Genomic DNA, 17877 nt, shown 5'->3' with positions numbered 1-17877 from the left:
CCAACGGGCAAAAATAAGGCCAAAAAGGCCACATGACGGGGAGACATTTATATGAGTTCCGACACGCAATCCAACCGACCGCTATCCGAAGAAGAGCTGCAGGAGCTTGTTGCCTCCTCCGACGCGGGCGGTCGTAACCCGGTCGGTAGTGTCGGGATCTTTCTGGCGATTGTCGCCGCGCTTTGGTCGGTGTTTCAGGTCGTTTTGGCCTCGCCAATTTCAAACGTCGTTTTGCCTGGCAGCGTGGTCAACAACTCGCGCCAGATCCACCTGGCCTTTGCGATGTTCTTGGCTTTTGCTGCCTATCCGGCGCTGAAATCCAGCCCTCGGAACTATATCCCCGTGCAGGACTGGATTATGGGGCTGCTGGGCGCGTTTGTGGCGCTCTACGGCTACTTTTTCTACGACAAGATCGTGAATGCAGGCGGTCTGGCGGACGACACCGATAAATGGGTCGCGTTGGGTGGGTTGCTGTTGCTGTTCGAGGCCGCGCGTCGTGCGCTTGGCCCGGCCATGGCGATCATCGCGACGATCTTCCTTGCCTATGTCTTCTTCGGCTCGTCCGAATGGGTGCCTGAGGTGATCCGCTGGAAAGGCGCGAGTCTTAAAAAAGCTATGAGCCATATGTGGATCACGTCCGAGGGCGTGTTCGGCATCGCGCTTGGTGTCTCGACGAAATTCGTCTTCCTGTTCGTGCTATTTGGGGCGTTGCTCGATAAAGCCGGGGCAGGGAATTACTTTATCAAGATGGCCTTCGGCGCCCTCGGCCACCTGCGCGGTGGCCCAGCCAAGGCGGCCGTTGTAGGGTCTGCGGCGACCGGGCTTATCTCGGGTTCGTCGATTGCAAACGTGGTGACCACCGGTACTTTCACCATTCCGCTGATGAAGCGCGTCGGCTTCTCCAGTGAGCAGGCGGGCTCGGTCGAGGTTGCCTCATCCGTGAACGGCCAGATCATGCCACCCGTCATGGGGGCAGCGGCCTTCCTGATGGTGGAATATGTGGGTATTTCCTACGTTGAGGTCATCACTCATGCCTTCCTGCCGGCCGCGATCTCTTACATCGCGCTGGTCTATATCGTGCATCTGGAAGCCGTTAAGCGGAACATGCCGACACTGGGCAACCGTGAGGTTCACCTCGCGCGGACCGTGGTCGGGATGCTGTCCTTCTTCATCGTCTTTGCTGGCCTATGCTATGGCTCGCAATACCCGGTCGAAGCGGTCACCAGCATGGTGCCAACCGCCGCTGGCATGGTGCTGAGCCTGATCGTCTGTGCGGTCTATGTGGCGCTGCTTTATCTTGCTGCGCAGGTCCCGGATCTTGAGCCGGATGATCCCAACGCCAAAGAGGTCGAACTGCCCGTCATCGCGGACATCTACAAGGCCGGTCTGCACTATCTGCTGCCGATCATCGTGCTGGTTTACTTCCTGATGATCGAGCAGAAATCGCCGGGTCTCTCCGCCTTCTGGGCAACGGCGCTGCTGTTCGTGATCCTTCTGACGCAGAAGCCGCTCAAGGCGATCTTCCGGGGCGAGAGCGAGGTCTACAACCGTTTCATCGACGGTGTTGCCGACCTCTGGCAGGGCCTGATCGACGGCGCGCGCAACATGATCGGGATCGCCTTGGCCACGGCCACGGCGGGCGTGATCGTGGGCACCGTGACCCTGACCGGTGTGGGCCAGGTGATGGCCGATCTGGTCGAATTCCTGTCGGGCGGCAACCTGATCCTGATGCTGGTGATGGTTGGTATCCTCAGCCTGATCCTCGGTATGGGCCTGCCGACCACGGCGAACTACATCGTCGTCAGCTCTCTGATGGCTGGTGTGGTTGTTGAACTGGGCGCGCAGAGCGGGCTGATCGTGCCGCTGATCGCGGTACACCTGTTCGTGTTCTACTTCGGGATCATGGCGGACGTGACGCCTCCGGTCGGGTTGGCGAGCTTTGCGGCCGCCGCCGTGTCTGGTGGTGATGCGATCCGTACCGGCTTCACGGCCTTCTTCTACAGCCTGCGGACCGTCGCGCTGCCGTTTGTGTTCATCTTCAACACAGACCTGCTGCTGATCGATGTGACATGGGTCGAAGGGATCACCGTCGCCATATTCGCGACGATCGCGATTTTGGTCTTCACGGCGGGCACCATGGGTTTTTTCCTCACCCATAACCGCATCTACGAAAGCGTTGCTCTGATCGCGGTGGCCTTTGCGCTGTTCCGGCCAGACTTCTTCATGGACCGGATCTCGCCACCCTTTAGCTCGGTCGAGCCAGCCGCCTTCGTGGAAACCATCGGAGAAACGCCTCCGGGCACCGAGGTCCGCGTTGTTGTCAGCGGTCCTGACTTCGACACGCTCGAGATGACGGACACCACCGTTGTCGTGACTGTCGGCGACGAAGAGGGCGGTGCCGCGCGCGTTGACGCCATGGGCCTGCTGCTGTTGGAAGAGGACGGACTGGTCAAGCTCGAAGAGCCTCTATTCGGGTCGCCCGTCGCGGATGAGCTTGGCATATTCGACTACTACGGCGATGACGCGGTGCGTCTGAGCTCGGTCAGCCTGCCGTCCGGTCAGCCTCCGAAACAGCTGATCTATATTCCGGCGATGCTCTTGTTGGGCCTGATCGCCTTCCTGCAACGCGGCCGGGCCGCCAGACAAGAAGAGGTGGCGGCATGACACAATCGGTTCTCTGCGCCGTAGATATCAGTAACGGTGAACTGGACAGCCCTGTGCTTAAGAAAGCGGCTGCCCTTGCCGATATGGACGGCGCGCAATTGGATGTGGTGACCGTCCTGCCGGACTACGGTGAAAGCTGGGTCTCGGGGTTTTTCGAAGCCGACCATCACGAAAAGGCGTTGGAACAGGCGCAGGCTGAGTTGACCGAGTTATGCGTGGCGACCTTGGGCGCTGAGCGTAACGCGTCTGTTCGGCATGTCGTCGCCACCGGGACCGCCTATCAGGAGATCCTGAAAACCGCAGAAAGTGCGGGATCGGACCTGATCGTCATCGGGGCGCACAAGCCGGATTTGAAGGACTATCTTCTGGGGCCCAACGCCGCTCGCGTAGTGCGGCATGCAAATGTCTCGGTCTACGTCGTGCGGTAGATCAGTATCCGGTCATCTCCAGATAGCCGCGCCCTGCGTGGCTACCTGAGACGGTGACAGGGCCTTCCCAATACTCAAATCGCGTTCCCATCCACGCATCGGGGATCAAGGCTTCGACCTCAACGTCCAAGTCATATTCTGGGAGTGCGACGTTCCAGCGTATCGGCACGTCGCGCCCGGCAACCGGTGCGGTTTCAAGCGGCGTGAAGGAGGCCGACCCGTCGGGCAACGCCCGCGTGCTGCCATCTGCATTGATCCAAGTGGCTGCCGTATAGTCCTGACGATCGCCACGCAGGCGAAAACCCATCAGCTTCTCGCCGGTGTCAAAGCTGAGCGAGAACCAATCCCACCCGCTCTGATCCTCGGCCAATGGCTGCGAGGACCACTCGCGATCCAACCACGCCTGACCGGTGACCGTGACGTCCCGGTCCGGCAGATGCAATGTGCCTTCCACAGCGTAGAACGGTTGTGAGTAGTAGTAGCTTGCCTGTCCGTCGGCGGATTTCACCGAATAGCCAGCGTCCCCATGAAAGACCAACGGCCCTTGAGCGTTCAGCGCAAGGTCATAGCCAAAATCCAAGCCATGAGCCGTTAGGGACAGAGTATCAAAGTCAGGCCCACTCATCCGCCATTCGTCAATCCACGCCGCGAATGGTTCGGCGACGACACCGGCTTGACCCACGCCGCCGCGCGACAAGCGTTCCGCAAAGAAATGGCGTTCGGGCGTGGTGACGGCCGCATGGCCCATCCAGATCTGAGGGCTCTGCCAGCCTTCGGTTTCAAAGGGTTTCAGGGCTGATCGGAACAAGGTCCATTGAATGCCATAGTCTTTCCCGTCTTCGCCCTTCAGGTTGGCCGTCAAATACCACCATTCGATCCGATACGCAGGATGAGGGCCGTGATCTGCTGGGAAATCGAACGTATAGTCGCGCTGAGGGGTTTCGAATCCTTCAGCAGAACCCCCAAGCCCGGCATAGCCTTGGGCCAACGCGCCAAAGGGGAAGAGAAGCAGCAGGGCTATCAAAAGGGCCTTAACGTTCATTGGCAAATACTCTCAGCAAGTCGGCGGGTGGCAGCCGTAGCAGACGCAGGGCGGGCAGGGCGGCTGCAGCCAGCGCGGCAACGAGGGTCAGCAGGAAGAGAACCAGCCAGTCCCATGGGAAGACATACATGGGCAGCCGCCAGCCGAAGGCCTCGACATTGATAACCGCCAGCAGCACCCAGGCGAGGATCAGCCCGAGTGGCAGCGCAAGGCAAGCCGTCATCGCGGCCAGAATAGCGCTGCGCGACAGCTCCAACCGCGCCAATTGCGCGCGGTCTAGCCCAAGCGCCCAAACAGGAGCAATCTGGGGCAGTCGCTGCGTCCAGAGCGTCAGGAGGCTGGTGAGGATGGCAAATCCGGCGACCCCAAGTGTCAGGACATTCAGGGCGGACGTCACCACAAATGTCTTCTCAAAAATCGCGCGCGATTGCGCCTTCATCGCGGCCTGTTGAACGACGGCCTGAGGCGCAAGACCGAACCGCTCGCGCAGGGTCTGCGCCAACTCGGTCGCGCGGTTTGGGTCGAGCCGAATGCCGAACCGGCGCGCCTCTTGCCCCGGTGCGATCAGGTCCAGTTGCATCATCGAAACGATCGCCTGTCCGGTCGGGTTTCCGTAGTCTGAATAAACCCCTGCGACCGGCAGCTGGTGGTTTGGGCCAAGGCGCAGCACGTCACCGGGCCAGAGGTCGGCGCGGCGCGCAAGCTGTTCGTTTATCAAAACCGCATCCCCCGACATGACCTGATCCCAACTGTCATCGGTGCGCGCGATCAGTGGCCAATACTGGCGGTAGGTCGGGTCATCGACCACGCCATACAGGAACAACGGCCCGGTTTCATGCGCCAGTTCCACATTGCGGATGGGGAGGATTGCGGTGACTTGCGGCTCTAGCCATTGGGTGATCTCACGCCCTTGTTGGTCGCTCTCAGCGGTCAGGTACAGCTCGGAGGTCAGTCGTTGATCCAGCCAACCGACAAAGGTGAGGCGGAAGCTGGAGACCATGGTTCCCACGCCGATATTCGCCGCCAAGGCCAGCAGCAGCGCCATCAGGGCGAGAGACAGACCGGGAAGTTGCGCGCGCATGTCGGCCCAGACCCATTGCGTAACCGGGCCGCGGGCGCGACGGGCGCAGAGGTTTAGTGCGATGGACAGGCAAAGTGGTAACAGCAAGGCCGCCCCCGTCAACAGGCCGGCTAATAGTGCGAAACCGCCGAGGAGGCCTCCCACCGTGGTGTAGGCGAGACCCCCGAAGACAAGTAGTGCCAAGCCGCAGTAGGCCGCCAGCCTTTGACCTTGCCCGCTGCCGCGCCAGGCCTGCACGCTCGGACCTGCCAATAACGGCATGCGTGACAAACGCCAAAGGGCTTGTGCGCTGGCGATCAGGGTGCCTCCGAGCGCCATTCCTAGTCCGGCCAACGCCCATGCGGGTTGGAGGGTCAATTGCCCGGTAACAGGTGCGCCATAAAGACCGCGCAATGTGGCGGCCACATCTGGTAAAAGCGCTCCGGCGAGGAAGAAGCCCAGGATCAGGCCGATGATGCCTCCAATCAGGGCCAGCAGGGTAAGTTCAGCCAGGATCAACCAGACCAGCCGCCGCATCGAGACACCAAGCGCCCGCAACGTTCGGATCATGCCGCGACGCTGCGCAAAAGCCAAACCGACTGTGCCGTTGACGATGAATAGCCCCACGGCAAAGGACAGCATTCCAAACGCGGTCAGATTCAAGTGGAAGCTGTCGGTCAGCTGCGCAGTATCGACTTGTGAGGCGGGGCTGATCCGCTCCAAATCAGGTGCGATTTCCGACAGTGGAGGGACCGAGCGAGGTTGGTTCGGTAGAACCACAAGGCGAGAGATTTGGCCGGGTGCGTCCAGCAAGGTTTCAGCAACTCCAATGTCCGTCAGGATGACGTCGGGTGGAAGCTCGGTCGTGATCAGGACCGGCGGCAGATCGGCTTGCGCCTGCAGCAGGGTGGCCAACTCAGCCGAGGCGAGCAAGCGGCCCGGTGCCGTCAGGATATCAGCGGGATCCGTTTCGGCCTCAGCCTCGGTGATCGCAGGCAGGGCCGGATAGGCGACCATGTCGACGCCTAATACGCGCAGCGTTCGGCCTTGGATGCGATAGGGCCCCTCAAGCACCGCTGCGACCTGCCAACCGGCGCGGCGCAGGTCGGCATAGTGGGTCAGCGGGATCGCGCCCGAAGGGTCGCGCAGCTCATCGAATTGACCCAAGGCAAGCTGCGCATTGGCCCGGGCGTAGCTGGCGCGGGCCTCGGCGTTGATCGCCTGAACGGCCGACCAAAGCCCGGTTGCCAAAGCGATCCCAATTAGAAGCGTTGCAAGCTGCAACCAATGGCTTCGCCAATGAGACGTCAGCGCCTGTATTATGGCAGCCGTCATTGAATACGCCCGCCTGCCAGATGAACTCTGCGATCCAGTTGGCCTGCGATATCTTGCGAATGCGTCACCAATAGCAGCGCGGTACCTGACTCAGTCACGAGGGACAGCATCAGATCCAGAACGGCCGCACTGGCGGTTTCATCCAGATTGCCCGTCGGCTCATCCGCGAGCAGCAGCTTCGGCCTAACGGCCATTGCGCGCCCGATGGCGACGCGTTGTTGTTGACCGCCGGACACACGCTCGGGGAAGCGGGACAGAAGATCGCTGAGACCGAGGCGATCGGCCAGATGCGCCTCCCAATCTGGATCGTGGCACCCGGCCAACCGCGCGTGGAAGGACAGGTTCTGGGCGACCGTCAGCGATGGGATCAGGTTGAACTGCTGAAACACCAGTGAGACGTGTTTCCGCCGCAACCCGGCGCGCCCGGAATCATCCAGACCCGACAGAGCAATACCGTCCAACGTGATCTCTCCAGCGTCGAAATGATCCAACGCGGCCGAGAGGTTCAACAGGGTGGATTTGCCACTGCCGCTTTCACCGGTCAGCGCCAAGGTTTGGCCGTGGTCCAGCGACAGCGAAACATCCTGCAGCACAGGCCGTCCACCGGGATAGGTCTTGTGAACATGTTCAATCGACAACAGCATGATCCGCCTCGCTTTTTGTCCTAGATGTGCAACTGTTTGATCCGCTGTCCAGTGCCGACTGGGTATTCATGCGTGACATCAGCGTGTGCCCTTGTGCTTGCGGGCCGCAAAGGTCATGCTGAGACGACTGTACAGCAGCTTGATTCAGGACGTAAAAACATGACCTTGCTACATCAGATTGTCTGGGGAAGCACCTTTCTGGGCCTGTGTTTTCTGATCGAAATCCTGCTGTTGACCTGGTGTTCGGTGGTGATCATGAAAATGGAAACCAATCTGGAAAAAAGAGGTGTGTTTCTGGCCACCGCGACGCCAATTGCGGTGGCGCTTGGTTTCACGGTCGCGATCCACACCATTCAGGTCTGGATCTGGGCGATTGTCTGGGTGATGCTGAATGTGCTGCCCGACTGGAACACTGCGATCTACTTTTCCTTGGTGACCTTTACCACGCTGGGTTACGGCGACATCGTTCTGGGTGAGGCACTACGGATCTTCGGGTCTTTCGCGGCGGTGACGGGGCTGTTGGCCTTTGGCCTTTCGACCGCGTACATGGTTGCACTGATGACGCGGGTGTTTCAGGACCGGATTTTCTCTTAAAGAATAGGGGCGAAGAGCCGCGCCAGAGGGGCACCAAAGCGAATATGGGCCGGTTGCTGGGGCAGGGATCGCGTCAGCTCATAAGACTTCTCGAAATCGGCTGACAGCATCTCACTGACGGCGTCCGCCGCGCGTGGGTCGAAGAACAGCGCCATCGCCTCAAAATTCAGCCGGAATGAGCGGTTGTCCAAATTTGTCGTTCCAACCGCAGCCAGAGCATCATCCACCACAAACGCTTTTTGATGCATGAACCCGTCAGTATAGCGGAACACGCGCACGCCGCAGTCCCGGATTTCATCGAAATAGGCGAAGGCGGCCAGCCAGGGCAGGCGGTGGTCGATCACGTCTGGCAGCAGAATACGGACATCGACCCCACGCATGGCCGCATGCTGCAGGGCGGTCATGATGTCGATATCCGGCACGAAGTAGGGCGAGGCGATCCACAGCCTTTCCTTGGCCTCTGCGATGGCGGCAAAGAACAGCATTGCACCGGTTTCGGTGTCATCTCCCGGCCCGGTTGCCACCAATAGGGCGTTCATGTCCTGCTTGGCCTCGCTTCCTGCCCAATCAAGTTGGTCGATCAGATCCTCATCGCGCGCCCAGTGCCAGTCTTCGCAGAAAATCAGCTGTAGCTGCCGCACGATGTGGCCGGTCATTTTCAGGTGGGTGTCGCGCCAATGGCCAAAACGCTCACTTTGGCCAAGATACTCGACCCCCACATTGTGGCCGCCAATGAATCCGGTTTCGCCATCAATGATCACCGTTTTGCGGTGATTGCGATAGTTCAACTGAAACCGAAAGTTCGGGCCGCGTTGTTCTTTGGGGTCGGCTACATCTATCCCAGCCTCACGCATCGTTTCGAGATATGCGGTTGGAAGGCCATAGCTGCCAACGGCATCCGTCATGAACCGAACGTGTACCCCGCGCTTGGCCGCGGCGATCAGCTTTTGTTGTAGCTCTTGCCCAAGCGTATCATCCCGGACGATGTAGAACTGGATCAGGATGTAGTTTTTGGCGGCGTCAATGGCCTTGAAAATCGCGTCAAACGTGGTCTTTCCATCGACCAGCAACTCTGCCCCATTCCCGCGTGAGACGGGCAGGTGGGCCAGAACCTCGAACGGACGCGGGTTGAGTGTCATGGTCGAGGGATCGGGTTTCGAATAGTCGGCAAAGGTCTTGATGCCTTCGACGACGCGCTCGCTTTCCTGCCGCGCGATGCGGTAGCCGCGAAAGCGGTGGTGGCCCAGAAACAAATACATCGGCACCGCAAAGAACGGGGCCGAGATCAGGAAGACCACCCAGCCCACAGCCCCCTGAGGGGTACGCGCGGTTTGTGCCGCGCGTAGCGAGAACACGCCTGCTGTCACGTAGAGACAAAAAACGAGAGCAGAAACAAGCAATGTCCACATGGGCTTAGGGCCTCCGGCGCGGGTCAGTTGGCGCCAGTGTAGATGCGAGACCAGTCCTGCGCCATATCCACAATGACCCAACCCATGTCGGGGCCTTTATCCAGCCCGTCAACCAAGCGGCCAATTGGGCTCTCGCGGTCATAAGCCCATTCTCGTTCCGCATCCGTGTGGTGGACAAGGACCCCAAGACGCGGACCATCACCCGCCGTCGTCCACTCCATCATGGCGAAGTCGCCGTCCGAGTTCCCTCCGGCCAGTATAGGGCGTTTGCCGAGCGTGCGTTCGATGTTGATGGGCTTGCCCTCCTTGTCGTCGATAAAGGCGATGCCCGGTTCCTTGACGATGGTCGGAACGCCATCGACCTGCGCATAGCTGGTGGTGCCATACGTGCCGAGGACTTGCTCGGGCGGGATACCGTAGGCCTGTTCGGCAAAGACGCGCATGAAATGAAGACCGCCGCCTGAGACAATGTACGTCGTGAACCCCTCATCACGCAGATAACGCAGCAGTTCGACCATTGGTTGGTAGGTCATCTGGTCATAGGGCAAATCGGTATCGGGGTGCTGTGTCGAGGCAAGCCAGTCTGCTACGGCTGCCTGAAACGCCTCGACGCTGATGCCGGAATGTGAGGCATTGACGACCTCGATCAACGCGTCGTGACCGCCTTCCAGGATGGTCGCAAGATCACCTTCAGCGGCGGCTTTCAAGGTCGGAGTGGTCAGGATGCTTGGGTCCTGCTCAGCCAACTCGGCCAGCCGATCCATCGCAAAGATGAACTGGAAATAGACAGGCTGTTCTGCCCAAAGCGTGCCGTCATTGTCAAAGACCGCGATACGGTCTGCAGGGGAGACATAATCCGGGCCGTCAGGTTCGGTAACGGCCTCGACAAACGCGACAATCGCGGCTTTCGAGTCACTTTGCGTCCAGCTGGGCAGAGGGTCCGCCAACAGTGCAAAAGGGGCGACGGACAAAAGGGCGCTTAGAACAGCGTGTTTCATGAAATTCTCGGTGGTTTTGGAATGGAAAAGGGCCGCCCCATGACGGGCGGCCCGGTATATTTGAACGCCGATTTTAGTTGTTGGTCGGCGTTGTCAGCTTCTCCATAACCTGATCCAGGTTGAAGCTTGCCGCTTTCTGGCGCGGTGGGAATTCCTCAAACGTGCTCAGGAACGTACCGACATATTGCTGGGCGGGAACCAGGAAATAGGCCCGATCCAACAGCCAGTCATAGTAGGTGTTCGAGGTTCGGTAGGCGCGCTCGTACGGGTCGCGGCGCAGGTTAATGATCAACGGGATGCGCAGCTCGGTCCAGGGTTCGATCCAGGCGCGCAGGGTTGCCCATGCTTTCTGCTCCAGGAAGATCAGCTTCCAGTCCTCAAAACGGAGCGCTGTCAGGTCGCCATCATCCGAGAAGTAGAAGATCTCTTTCCGGGGGCTTTCGGTAGACTCACCGGTCAGCAAGGGCAGGATATTGTAGCCATCCAGATGCACCTTGTAGTCCCGGCCCATACCAGACGAGCTATAGCCCGCTTTCAGCTTTTCCTTGATGTCCGGATCGCCGGCAACCGCAAGGTAGGTGGGCAGCCAGTCCATATGGTGAACGATCTCGTTGGTGACAGAACCGGCCTCAATCTGGCCCGGCCAGCGCACCATCGAGGGCACACGCCATCCGCCTTCCCAGTTGGTATTCTTCTCACCCCAGAAAGGCGTCGCGGCGGCATCCGGCCACGTGTTCATGTGCGGGCCGTTGTCGGTGGAGTAGTGAACGATCGTGTTGTCAGCGATGCCAAGCTCGTCCAGCAAATCCAGCAGTTGCCCGACATGCATGTCATGTTCGATCATGCCTGCCGTGTACTCATCGGCCACACGACCCGAGATTTCGTTGGCCTTGGTGCGCATTTCGTCTTTGACGTGGGTCCGGAAGTGCATACGGGTCCCGTTCCACCAGACGTAGAAGGGCTGACCCTGCTCATGTGCGCGGGTGATGAAGTCGATGGCGGCGGCCACGGTCTCATCATCTACGGTTTCCATGCGCTTGCGGGTCAGAGGACCGGTGTCCTCGATCGTGCCATCTGATTTGGATTTGATCACACCACGTGGGCCATACGCCTCGCGGAAGGTGCGGCCATCGGCCAATACGCGATCACCGGGATAGTCTTCGTTTTCCGGCTCTTCTTCGGCATTCAGGTGGTAAAGATTGCCAAAAAACTCATCAAATCCATGGTTTGTTGGCAGATGCTCATCCTTGTCACCAAGGTGGTTCTTGCCGAACTGACCCGTCACATAGCCGTGGTCTTTCAACAGGCCGGGAATGGTCGGATCCTCAACCTGCATTCCCAGATCAGCACCGGGAAGGCCGACCTTGGACAGACCGGTCCGGAACACAGACTGACCCATGATGTAGGAGGACCGGCCCGCAGTACAGGACTGCTCACCGTAATAGTCGGTGAAGATCATGCCTTCTTTGGCGACGCGGTCGATGTTGGGTGTCTGATATCCCATCAGACCCATCGTGTAGGCCGAGATATTCGACTGACCAATGTCGTCGCCCCATATCACAAGAATATTGGGCTTTTGATCCTGCGCCCAAGCCGGCAGGGCCAGGGCAACGGCTACGGTCGCAACAGCGACCCTGCGCACTGCACTGCGCCAATTGTTAGCTATCATTCGTGGAGGTGACATGGAGAACTCCTCAGTAAACGGGAATTAATGGCCCGGTAATTTTATCGTTAATGGCAGCGGCCGACTTAAGGAAAAGACCGCGAGCAAGGTGTTGATTGTCGGACAAAAAACTATCTATTGGTCCGAGAATCGAACAGGACTAGATTAGGCTATGAAACGTATCGAAAACTTATCATATGATCGCTTTGGAAGATACTAATGTTTGATGTTGATGAGGATATCCGAACGCTGACCCAGTCGGATTGGTTTGGCGCGCGCGGTCACAAATTTCAGAGCGATCTTATGACCTGCGCCGTGCGAAAAACCTTTGATGCGGGGGAAACGCTTTATCTCTACGGCGATGAGGCAAATGGAATTCACGCGGTTCTCAGCGGCGCTGTTCAGATCACCGCCCCGGCCGATGACGGGCAGGAATTTGTCGTGCATCGCGATGGGCGCGGATTTTGGGTTGGAGATTTGGCGCTGTTCGCCGAAGCGCGACGCCTCATCAGTGTGGTGGCCACGCAAAAAACTCGGACATTGTTCTTTCCCACGTCGCGGGTCGAGAGGCTGGTCCAAGACAACCCGGAATACGTCCGCGATTTCTACGCCTTGACGCGCGAGAACATGAAAACCTCTCTGCGCATCATGGCCAATCTGGCCGTGACGGGAACCGAGAAACGCTTAGTTCTGCGTCTTTTGCATCTGGACGAGGGGGCCGCGAAGGCTGACGGGTGGATTACCGTGTCGCAAGAGGAACTGGCCGCGATGGTCGCGGTTTCTCAGCCGACCTTGCATCGCAACCTGCATCGTCTGGTGGATCTGGGTTTGGTCGAGCTTGGCTACGGGCGCCTGCGCTTGATCGACCGCAGCAAACTGATTGCCAATTGCCAGAGTTGATCTAGGGGTTGAGCGGCGGCAAAGCATCCTTGTCGCGCGCTGCCGCGTCTCGCAGGGAGGTTAGGCTTTCCAAGGCGGAACTCCAGTCTTCCGATTGATCACGACCTGAATACCGGGCGGCACCGATACGGGTCAGGCAGTCCTCCAGCTTTACTGCACTATTTGGGTTGCCACCACGCGATCTCCAAAGCTCGAACGCGGTATAAGTCGCATTTAAATCATTAGCTTGTACGGCGGTCTTCAAAGCGTCTTCAGCATATCTCCGCGACGCCAGATACCGATCACGGCGTGCCTCTCTCAGATCGCGGATGCGCGGGGAAAGAAAACGCCACAAAGCCCCAATCACAAAAAGGGCGATCGCGGCGAAGGCAGCGATCTTCAGAACTTCGTCCAGACTGGGCGGCTGCCATTTCTGCGGCGCAAGCGTCAGCTCTGTCGCGGGAACCGAGGCGGTTTCGACCTGGTTGGTCTGCAGGTTGAACCAGTCGATGGAAACCTCGGGCAACTGCGCGACACCTTCTTGCTGCGCGATATACACGACCTCTTCCTGACGTTGGCCGGACAACACGCCACGGTCCTCGGTTTCTGAAATCCGGGGCTCTTTGGGATAGGCGCGCAACAGCGGGCTTTGCTGTTGAGGTGTCAGAACCGGGATCAACAGCGGCGTTGTGCCAGAGATACGCGCAGTCAATTCGCGTGTGATGGCGTCACCGGCCTGCATGTCGGTAGGGCCTTCGAGTTTCTGTTCGAGGGTAAACCCGGTCGCGATGATCAACGGGTCGAGGCCTTCCGCGCCACCGGGTATTTCGGCTGAGATCATGACCGGAGGCAGATCGACCGTGGCTTGAACCGGGGCACTTGTGTTGGGATCGGCATAGGTCACCGTAACCGTCTGCGCATCGAAGGTGATGTCGCCGGCGATCAGAGGATACACCCTATAGCTGCGCTGAACACCCGACCATGTCTCTCCGTTCACGGTCTCACTGACCGGCCCCGAGGCGCGTTCGGGCAGGCGCACCAAGAGGTTCTGCTGCTCCAGAGACGGAAATTCCGGCGGTTGCGGCATGAAGGTCGGCACCAGAACCTTGATCCGAACAATCGCTGGCTGGCCGACGATGACGGGTTCTTCGGGAACTTCCACGGTGATCTGAGGTGCCGTTGTATCGCTGCCTTGCGCGAAGACGGAAACGGGGAAGAAGAGAATGAAGAGGAGCGCGTATCTCATTCTGTTCGCTCCTGATTTTCCAACAGGAATCGGTTGCGCAGGAAATCCTGCATGTCGGTATCAATCGTGCTGATCCATTGCTCCGCATTCAGCGTTTGCGGTCCATCCTGGGGCGCTTGGACCGTGGTTTCGCTACCGCGCGCGTCGTCATTGTCGAACACCGTATCGTCCGCGCCGATGCCAGCTTCCTCGCCCGTGTCAGACTGTTCCCGGGTCGTTTCGACATAGTCCAAGACAGCCTTGGAGACCTCAAGGTTATGTTGCGCCTCTGGCCAATCCGGTTGTCGTTCCAGAGCGGTTTCGAACGCCGCAATTGCCGGGCGGTATTCGCGATTTCGGATACGGGCCAGACCTTCGGCAAAAGCGGCCTCGGCCGTGTTCAAACCGGCGAAAATCTCAGAGGCCTGTTTATATTGTCCGTCTTTGAGATACGCATAGCCCTTGTGATATGGCTCCTCAAACAGCTCGGCCGCGTCTCCAAACCGGGTCTGGTTCATCGCAATTTGCCCCTGCTGATCCGGTGTCAGGAACCAATCCCGCCATCCCTCGGCACGCGCGCCCGAGGGCGGAAGGACGAACAACGCCAAAAGCGCCCAACGGATCACCCAACCCTTTCGGAACCACAAAAGCGACAGCAGCGCGGCGGGCCAGGCCAGCATCCAACCCTTGTCTTGCCAGTCCAGCCGATCATCATCGTCCAGGGCTGCGGTATAGGCGGTCTGAATTTGGCGTTGCAGCCGAGAGATATCCCGGTCGTCATCCGTGAACGAAACAGTCGAAGCACCTTGGACACTTCCCAGCTGCGCAATCCGGTCGCCATCGGGCAGCATGGTCAAGAAGAAAAGATCATGAGTTGAGGTTCTTAGAGCAGAAACCTGAGACGGGTCGAGATCGTCCAGAACAAACAAAACCGCGCCCGGGCTCTCGCTTTCGTCCAAAATGGATTGCGCCAGCGTCAGGGCATCAGCGGCGGCATCACCTTGCTTTGGCATTACGGCCGGTGTCAGCCCCTCAAGCAGTGGGCGCAGAATGTTGGCGTCTTCGGTCAGAGGCGCGACGCGGTGAGGGGTGCCGGCATAGGCGATCAGCGCGGTGCGCGATCCGGTGCGTTCGGTGATCAGGTCGGCGATTTTGAACTTGGCACGGTCAAGGCGCGAAGGCGCAAGATCGGTGGTCTCCATGCTTTCGGTGACTTTGAGAGCGATTACCAACGGCGCGGTATCCGCGATCAACGGGTTGGGCGCGCGCGACCACGTCGGCCCCGCCGCCGCGAGAGTGACCAGCGTGGCGATGATCATGGCGACGTCGATAGGGTGAATTCGACGGTTCTCCTCCGCGCCCAATTGCAGGGCGGCAGCAAGATGTGGTGCGATCCCGGTGGTCTGAGTTGCTTGACGGGTGGGCTTGGGTCTGATCCTCCACCACAGGAACGCCATTGGGATGAGGAGCAACAGGTAATACACTCGAATAAAATGGAAATCCGTAAGGTCCATGTTCAGCTCACTCCCTTTTTTCGGTGGGAGAAATGGAACCCGGCTGTGCTGACCAGAAGGACCATCAGCGCCAGCAGCAAAGGAATATGGGACAGGCTTTGACGGGGTCGATAGCTTTGGGTTTCAACGGTTCGCGGGTTCAATTCATCAATGCGGGCGTAGGTCTGCTCCAAAGCTGTTGTATCGTCGGCAAAGAAATACTCTCCGCCCGTCCGGTCGGCTATGTCCTGCAAGGTCTGGAGGTCCACGCGATCTTCGCCAGAGGCGTTCGGATCTCCGACCCCGATCGTGTAGATGACCACGTTTTTCTCGGCAGCAATGGCCGAGGCGTTCACTGGCGTCATGCGGCTTGAGGTATCCGCCCCATCGCTGAGAACGATCATCAGACGCTGGTCCACTTCGCTGGACTCGAACGTGCGAATTCCTAGACCAATCGCATCGCCAAGAGCCGTGTTTGGACCGGCCATGCCGACTTGTGTTTGATCCAGGAACCCATTCAAACTATTGAGATCTTCGGTGAAAGGGGCCTGAATGAATGCGCGTGTACCGAAGATGATCAACGCCATCCGGTCGCCATCTCGTTCGGCAATGAACTGTTTCAAAACGCCTTTGACTGCATCCAGCCTCTGCATCGGCGCGCCAGAGTCAGTCTGAAAGTCGCGCTGATCCATCGAGCCTGAGATATCCAAGGCAAGAACAACATCCCTCGCGGATTTCTCAATCACAATAGGCTCACCCAAACGCTCGGGTCTGGCGAGGGCCAGAACCAAAAGCACCCAGATAATGATGATACAGGCTGTTTGCAGTCTGGCGCGGCTTCGGATCACGGAGCCGGATTTTGGCTCAACACCAGCGGCTTGCGCGACGCGGCGAAAAAAGGGAATGCGGACCGAGGCCGTCTTCTCACGCCGAGGTGGGGCGAGGAAATACACGGCTGCGGGTAAAGGCAGCAGGAGAAAGACCCAAGGAGCAGCGAAGGAAAGCATCATGCGCTCCGATACGGTTTGTGAGACTTGACCCAATGCCGGGCCATTTGCCTGAGGTCTTCGTTCGAGGGTGTTGTCTTGTATGGCGCTTCGGTCAGCGCATGGCTTAATTCTTGATTTAATGACGGCATATCAGAGGATTGGTTTAGAAACTTAACCCACTCGTCACCATATAGACCTGCAACTTTATCCCTTGGGTATGCGGCCAAAGCCGTCCGCCGCAGCACCTCGGCGATTCTTGCTGTCGGGATATCCGGTGCCGAAAGCTCTTCCAGGGCAGCACGGCGATAGGCGTTGGCGCGCCTGTTTTTACGAAATACCGAGACCGCTGCGAATAAAACGACCAGCAGCAAGACCGCCAATGCAGCCCATCCCCATGTTTGGGGCATCATTGAAATGGGTGAAGGCTCGGGCGCGGGTTCGAGCATATTCAGCAAGTCGACCAGAGATTTCCCGGTGGTGTCTATGCTCATCGCCGTGCTCCGCCATGTCCGAACAGGCGCATCAACTGGTCCAGTGCCGGTTCCGAGGTCGTCAAGGGAACCACAGGGAACCCGTATCGGCGCGACCATTTGTGGAGCTGCTCAAGGCGATCCTCCATGGAGGCGCGGATTTTCGCGGAAAGCTCGGGATCGGAGCTGTCGATTTCGATCTGCGCGTCGCCATCCGAGACGGTCAATTTGAGGTCCAGCGCCAAGCTGTGCGATGTCGGATCGGCGACGTTGAACACGATCAGGTCGTTCGACGCCGCAAGACGGCGGAGCAGCGCCTCCGACCGGTCATCCAGGCCGTCGCAGTCGGAGAATAGGCAGATCAATCCGCTTGTTTGGCAGACACGTGCAGCCTCGGTCAGCATATCGTTCAAGTAAACGGTCGGTTCTGGCGTCAGGCCCGCATGCAGGGCGGAGTTGGCCGCCGCTATGGAAGACAACAATCGCGTCAGGGCCGTTGCGCGGCGCTGAGGGCGATGTTCGGCAACGCTCGTATCGCTGAAGACGAGGCCGCCTACACGGTCTCCCTGACCCAATACGCGATGCGCTGCAATCGCTGCGGCCTCGGCGGCAATGACGGATTTCATGTAAGCAACGGTTCCGAAGAACATCGAAACACGCTGATCGACCAGCAACAGAGCCGGGCGGTCGCGCTCTTCGGTATAGACCCTCACATGGGGGTCTCCGGTGCGGGCGGTAACCTTCCAGTCGATGGTCCGGATGTCGTCACCGGGCAGATAGCCGCGCAGTTCTTCAAAGTTTAGGCCACGGCCGCGCAGGCGCGAGGCATGGCGGCCATTCAGGATCGACCGCGCAGGTTGACGGGGCAAAAGGCTGAGCGCTCGGGCGCGGGGGCCAAGACGCACAAGCTGGTCCGCATCCACATGGATGCGCGGGTCTTTGGAATATGGCGCAGTCTGACTCATGCGGCCGGTATCCTTAAGG

The 17877-nt window shown here is 59.1% G+C and carries 15 protein-coding genes; 4 read left to right on the top strand and 11 right to left on the bottom strand.

The annotated features are described in order from the left end of the window. Positions 1-51: 51 nt before the first annotated feature. Together J7394_RS17280 and J7394_RS17275 are read left to right on the top strand one after the other, a co-directional pair. Positions 52-2664, top strand: a complete 2613-nt coding sequence (locus J7394_RS17280; RefSeq protein WP_209254848.1) for a TRAP transporter permease — start codon at positions 52-54, stop codon at positions 2662-2664. Continuing rightward, positions 2661-3092 carry a universal stress protein gene (locus J7394_RS17275; protein ID WP_209254846.1) on the top strand — a complete coding sequence of 144 codons (432 nt, stop codon included), beginning with the start codon at positions 2661-2663 and terminating at the stop codon, positions 3090-3092. Before J7394_RS17280 ends, J7394_RS17275 begins: the two co-directional genes overlap by 4 nt. A 1-nt stretch (position 3093) precedes the next feature. Here the strand turns inward: J7394_RS17275 and J7394_RS17270 are convergent, their stop codons facing one another. From J7394_RS17270 to J7394_RS17260, 3 genes are read right to left on the bottom strand one after another with little or no spacing between them, the layout of a single operon-like run. Continuing rightward, positions 3094-4134 carry a lipocalin-like domain-containing protein gene (locus J7394_RS17270; protein ID WP_209254838.1) on the bottom strand — a complete coding sequence of 347 codons (1041 nt, stop codon included), beginning with the start codon at positions 4132-4134 and terminating at the stop codon, positions 3094-3096. After that, positions 4124-6529: an FtsX-like permease family protein gene (locus J7394_RS17265; protein WP_209254835.1), complete on the bottom strand. Its 2406-nt coding sequence runs from the start codon at positions 6527-6529 to the stop codon at positions 4124-4126. The genes J7394_RS17270 and J7394_RS17265 overlap by 11 nt, the downstream gene beginning before the upstream one ends. Continuing rightward, positions 6526-7173: an ABC transporter ATP-binding protein gene (locus J7394_RS17260; RefSeq protein WP_209254834.1), complete on the bottom strand. Its 648-nt coding sequence runs from the start codon at positions 7171-7173 to the stop codon at positions 6526-6528. Before J7394_RS17260 ends, J7394_RS17265 begins: the two co-directional genes overlap by 4 nt. Before the next feature lie 159 nt (positions 7174-7332). On the opposite strand from J7394_RS17260, the gene J7394_RS17255 reads away from it, so the two are divergent. After that, positions 7333-7767, top strand: coding sequence for a two pore domain potassium channel family protein (locus J7394_RS17255; protein WP_209254833.1), 435 nt, complete (start codon positions 7333-7335; stop codon positions 7765-7767). On the opposite strand, the gene cls is transcribed toward J7394_RS17255, so the two are convergent. From cls to J7394_RS17240, 3 genes are all read right to left on the bottom strand, one after another. Beyond that, positions 7764-9176 (bottom strand): cardiolipin synthase, encoded by a 1413-nt coding sequence (gene cls, locus J7394_RS17250; RefSeq protein WP_209254831.1) that lies wholly within the window; start codon positions 9174-9176, stop codon positions 7764-7766. The two genes, J7394_RS17255 and cls, sit on opposite strands and share 4 nt — an antisense overlap. Positions 9177-9199: 23 nt before the next feature. Further along, positions 9200-10174: an HAD family phosphatase gene (locus J7394_RS17245; protein WP_209254828.1), complete on the bottom strand. Its 975-nt coding sequence runs from the start codon at positions 10172-10174 to the stop codon at positions 9200-9202. Positions 10175-10247: 73 nt separating this feature from the next. Continuing rightward, on the bottom strand, positions 10248-11858 hold the full coding sequence (locus tag J7394_RS17240) for an arylsulfatase (RefSeq protein WP_247748279.1): 1611 nt from the start codon (positions 11856-11858) through the stop codon (positions 10248-10250). Between the two features lie 198 nt (positions 11859-12056). Here J7394_RS17240 and J7394_RS17235 point away from each other — a divergent pair, with 198 nt between their 5' ends. Further along, positions 12057-12737 (top strand): Crp/Fnr family transcriptional regulator, encoded by a 681-nt coding sequence (locus J7394_RS17235; protein ID WP_209254826.1) that lies wholly within the window; start codon positions 12057-12059, stop codon positions 12735-12737. A 1-nt stretch (position 12738) separates the two neighbouring features. Here J7394_RS17235 and J7394_RS17230 read toward each other — a convergent pair whose 3' ends face one another. From J7394_RS17230 to J7394_RS17210, 5 genes are read right to left on the bottom strand one after another with little or no spacing between them, the layout of a single operon-like run. Further along, positions 12739-13962 (bottom strand): BatD family protein, encoded by a 1224-nt coding sequence (locus J7394_RS17230; RefSeq protein ID WP_209254824.1) that lies wholly within the window; start codon positions 13960-13962, stop codon positions 12739-12741. Further along, entirely contained in the window at positions 13959-15455 is a 1497-nt protein-coding gene (locus J7394_RS17225; RefSeq protein WP_209254821.1) for a VWA domain-containing protein, read from the bottom strand. The genes J7394_RS17230 and J7394_RS17225 overlap by 4 nt, the downstream gene beginning before the upstream one ends. A gap of 2 nt (positions 15456-15457) precedes the next feature. Continuing rightward, on the bottom strand, positions 15458-16441 hold the full coding sequence (locus J7394_RS17220; RefSeq protein WP_209254820.1) for a VWA domain-containing protein: 984 nt from the start codon (positions 16439-16441) through the stop codon (positions 15458-15460). Beyond that, positions 16441-16914, bottom strand: coding sequence for a DUF4381 domain-containing protein (locus tag J7394_RS17215; protein ID WP_209254819.1), 474 nt, complete (start codon positions 16912-16914; stop codon positions 16441-16443). Before J7394_RS17215 ends, J7394_RS17220 begins: the two co-directional genes overlap by 1 nt. Beyond that, entirely contained in the window at positions 16911-17858 is a 948-nt protein-coding gene (locus J7394_RS17210; RefSeq protein WP_209254817.1) for a DUF58 domain-containing protein, read from the bottom strand. The genes J7394_RS17215 and J7394_RS17210 overlap by 4 nt, the downstream gene beginning before the upstream one ends. Positions 17859-17877: the final 19 nt, after the last annotated feature.

The sequence above is a fragment of the Ruegeria sp. R13_0 genome (assembly GCF_017743995.1).
Classification (GTDB): Bacteria; Pseudomonadota; Alphaproteobacteria; order Rhodobacterales; family Rhodobacteraceae; genus Ruegeria.
Note: the sequence above shows the minus strand (reverse complement) of the source record. Positions and strands in the feature narration are given on the sequence as shown.

Excerpts from the sequence above, each read along its gene's own strand:
- J7394_RS17280 (WP_209254848.1), top strand. The coding sequence starts at position 52 with ATGAGTTCCGACACGCAATCCAACCGACCGCTATCCGAAGAAGAGCTG.
- J7394_RS17210 (WP_209254817.1), bottom strand. The coding sequence starts at position 17,858 with ATGAGTCAGACTGCGCCATATTCCAAAGACCCGCGCATCCATGTGGAT.
- J7394_RS17220 (WP_209254820.1), bottom strand. The coding sequence starts at position 16,441 with ATGCTTTCCTTCGCTGCTCCTTGGGTCTTTCTCCTGCTGCCTTTACCC.
- J7394_RS17225 (WP_209254821.1), bottom strand. The coding sequence starts at position 15,455 with ATGGACCTTACGGATTTCCATTTTATTCGAGTGTATTACCTGTTGCTC.
- J7394_RS17270 (WP_209254838.1), bottom strand. The coding sequence starts at position 4,134 with ATGAACGTTAAGGCCCTTTTGATAGCCCTGCTGCTTCTCTTCCCCTTT.
- J7394_RS17265 (WP_209254835.1), bottom strand. The coding sequence starts at position 6,529 with ATGACGGCTGCCATAATACAGGCGCTGACGTCTCATTGGCGAAGCCAT.
- J7394_RS17245 (WP_209254828.1), bottom strand. The coding sequence starts at position 10,174 with ATGAAACACGCTGTTCTAAGCGCCCTTTTGTCCGTCGCCCCTTTTGCA.
- J7394_RS17215 (WP_209254819.1), bottom strand. The coding sequence starts at position 16,914 with ATGAGCATAGACACCACCGGGAAATCTCTGGTCGACTTGCTGAATATG.
- J7394_RS17235 (WP_209254826.1), top strand. The coding sequence starts at position 12,057 with ATGTTTGATGTTGATGAGGATATCCGAACGCTGACCCAGTCGGATTGG.
- J7394_RS17230 (WP_209254824.1), bottom strand. The coding sequence starts at position 13,962 with ATGAGATACGCGCTCCTCTTCATTCTCTTCTTCCCCGTTTCCGTCTTC.
- cls (WP_209254831.1), bottom strand. The coding sequence starts at position 9,176 with ATGTGGACATTGCTTGTTTCTGCTCTCGTTTTTTGTCTCTACGTGACA.
- J7394_RS17240 (WP_247748279.1), bottom strand. The coding sequence starts at position 11,858 with ATGTCACCTCCACGAATGATAGCTAACAATTGGCGCAGTGCAGTGCGC.
- J7394_RS17275 (WP_209254846.1), top strand. The coding sequence starts at position 2,661 with ATGACACAATCGGTTCTCTGCGCCGTAGATATCAGTAACGGTGAACTG.
- J7394_RS17255 (WP_209254833.1), top strand. The coding sequence starts at position 7,333 with ATGACCTTGCTACATCAGATTGTCTGGGGAAGCACCTTTCTGGGCCTG.
- J7394_RS17260 (WP_209254834.1), bottom strand. The coding sequence starts at position 7,173 with ATGCTGTTGTCGATTGAACATGTTCACAAGACCTATCCCGGTGGACGG.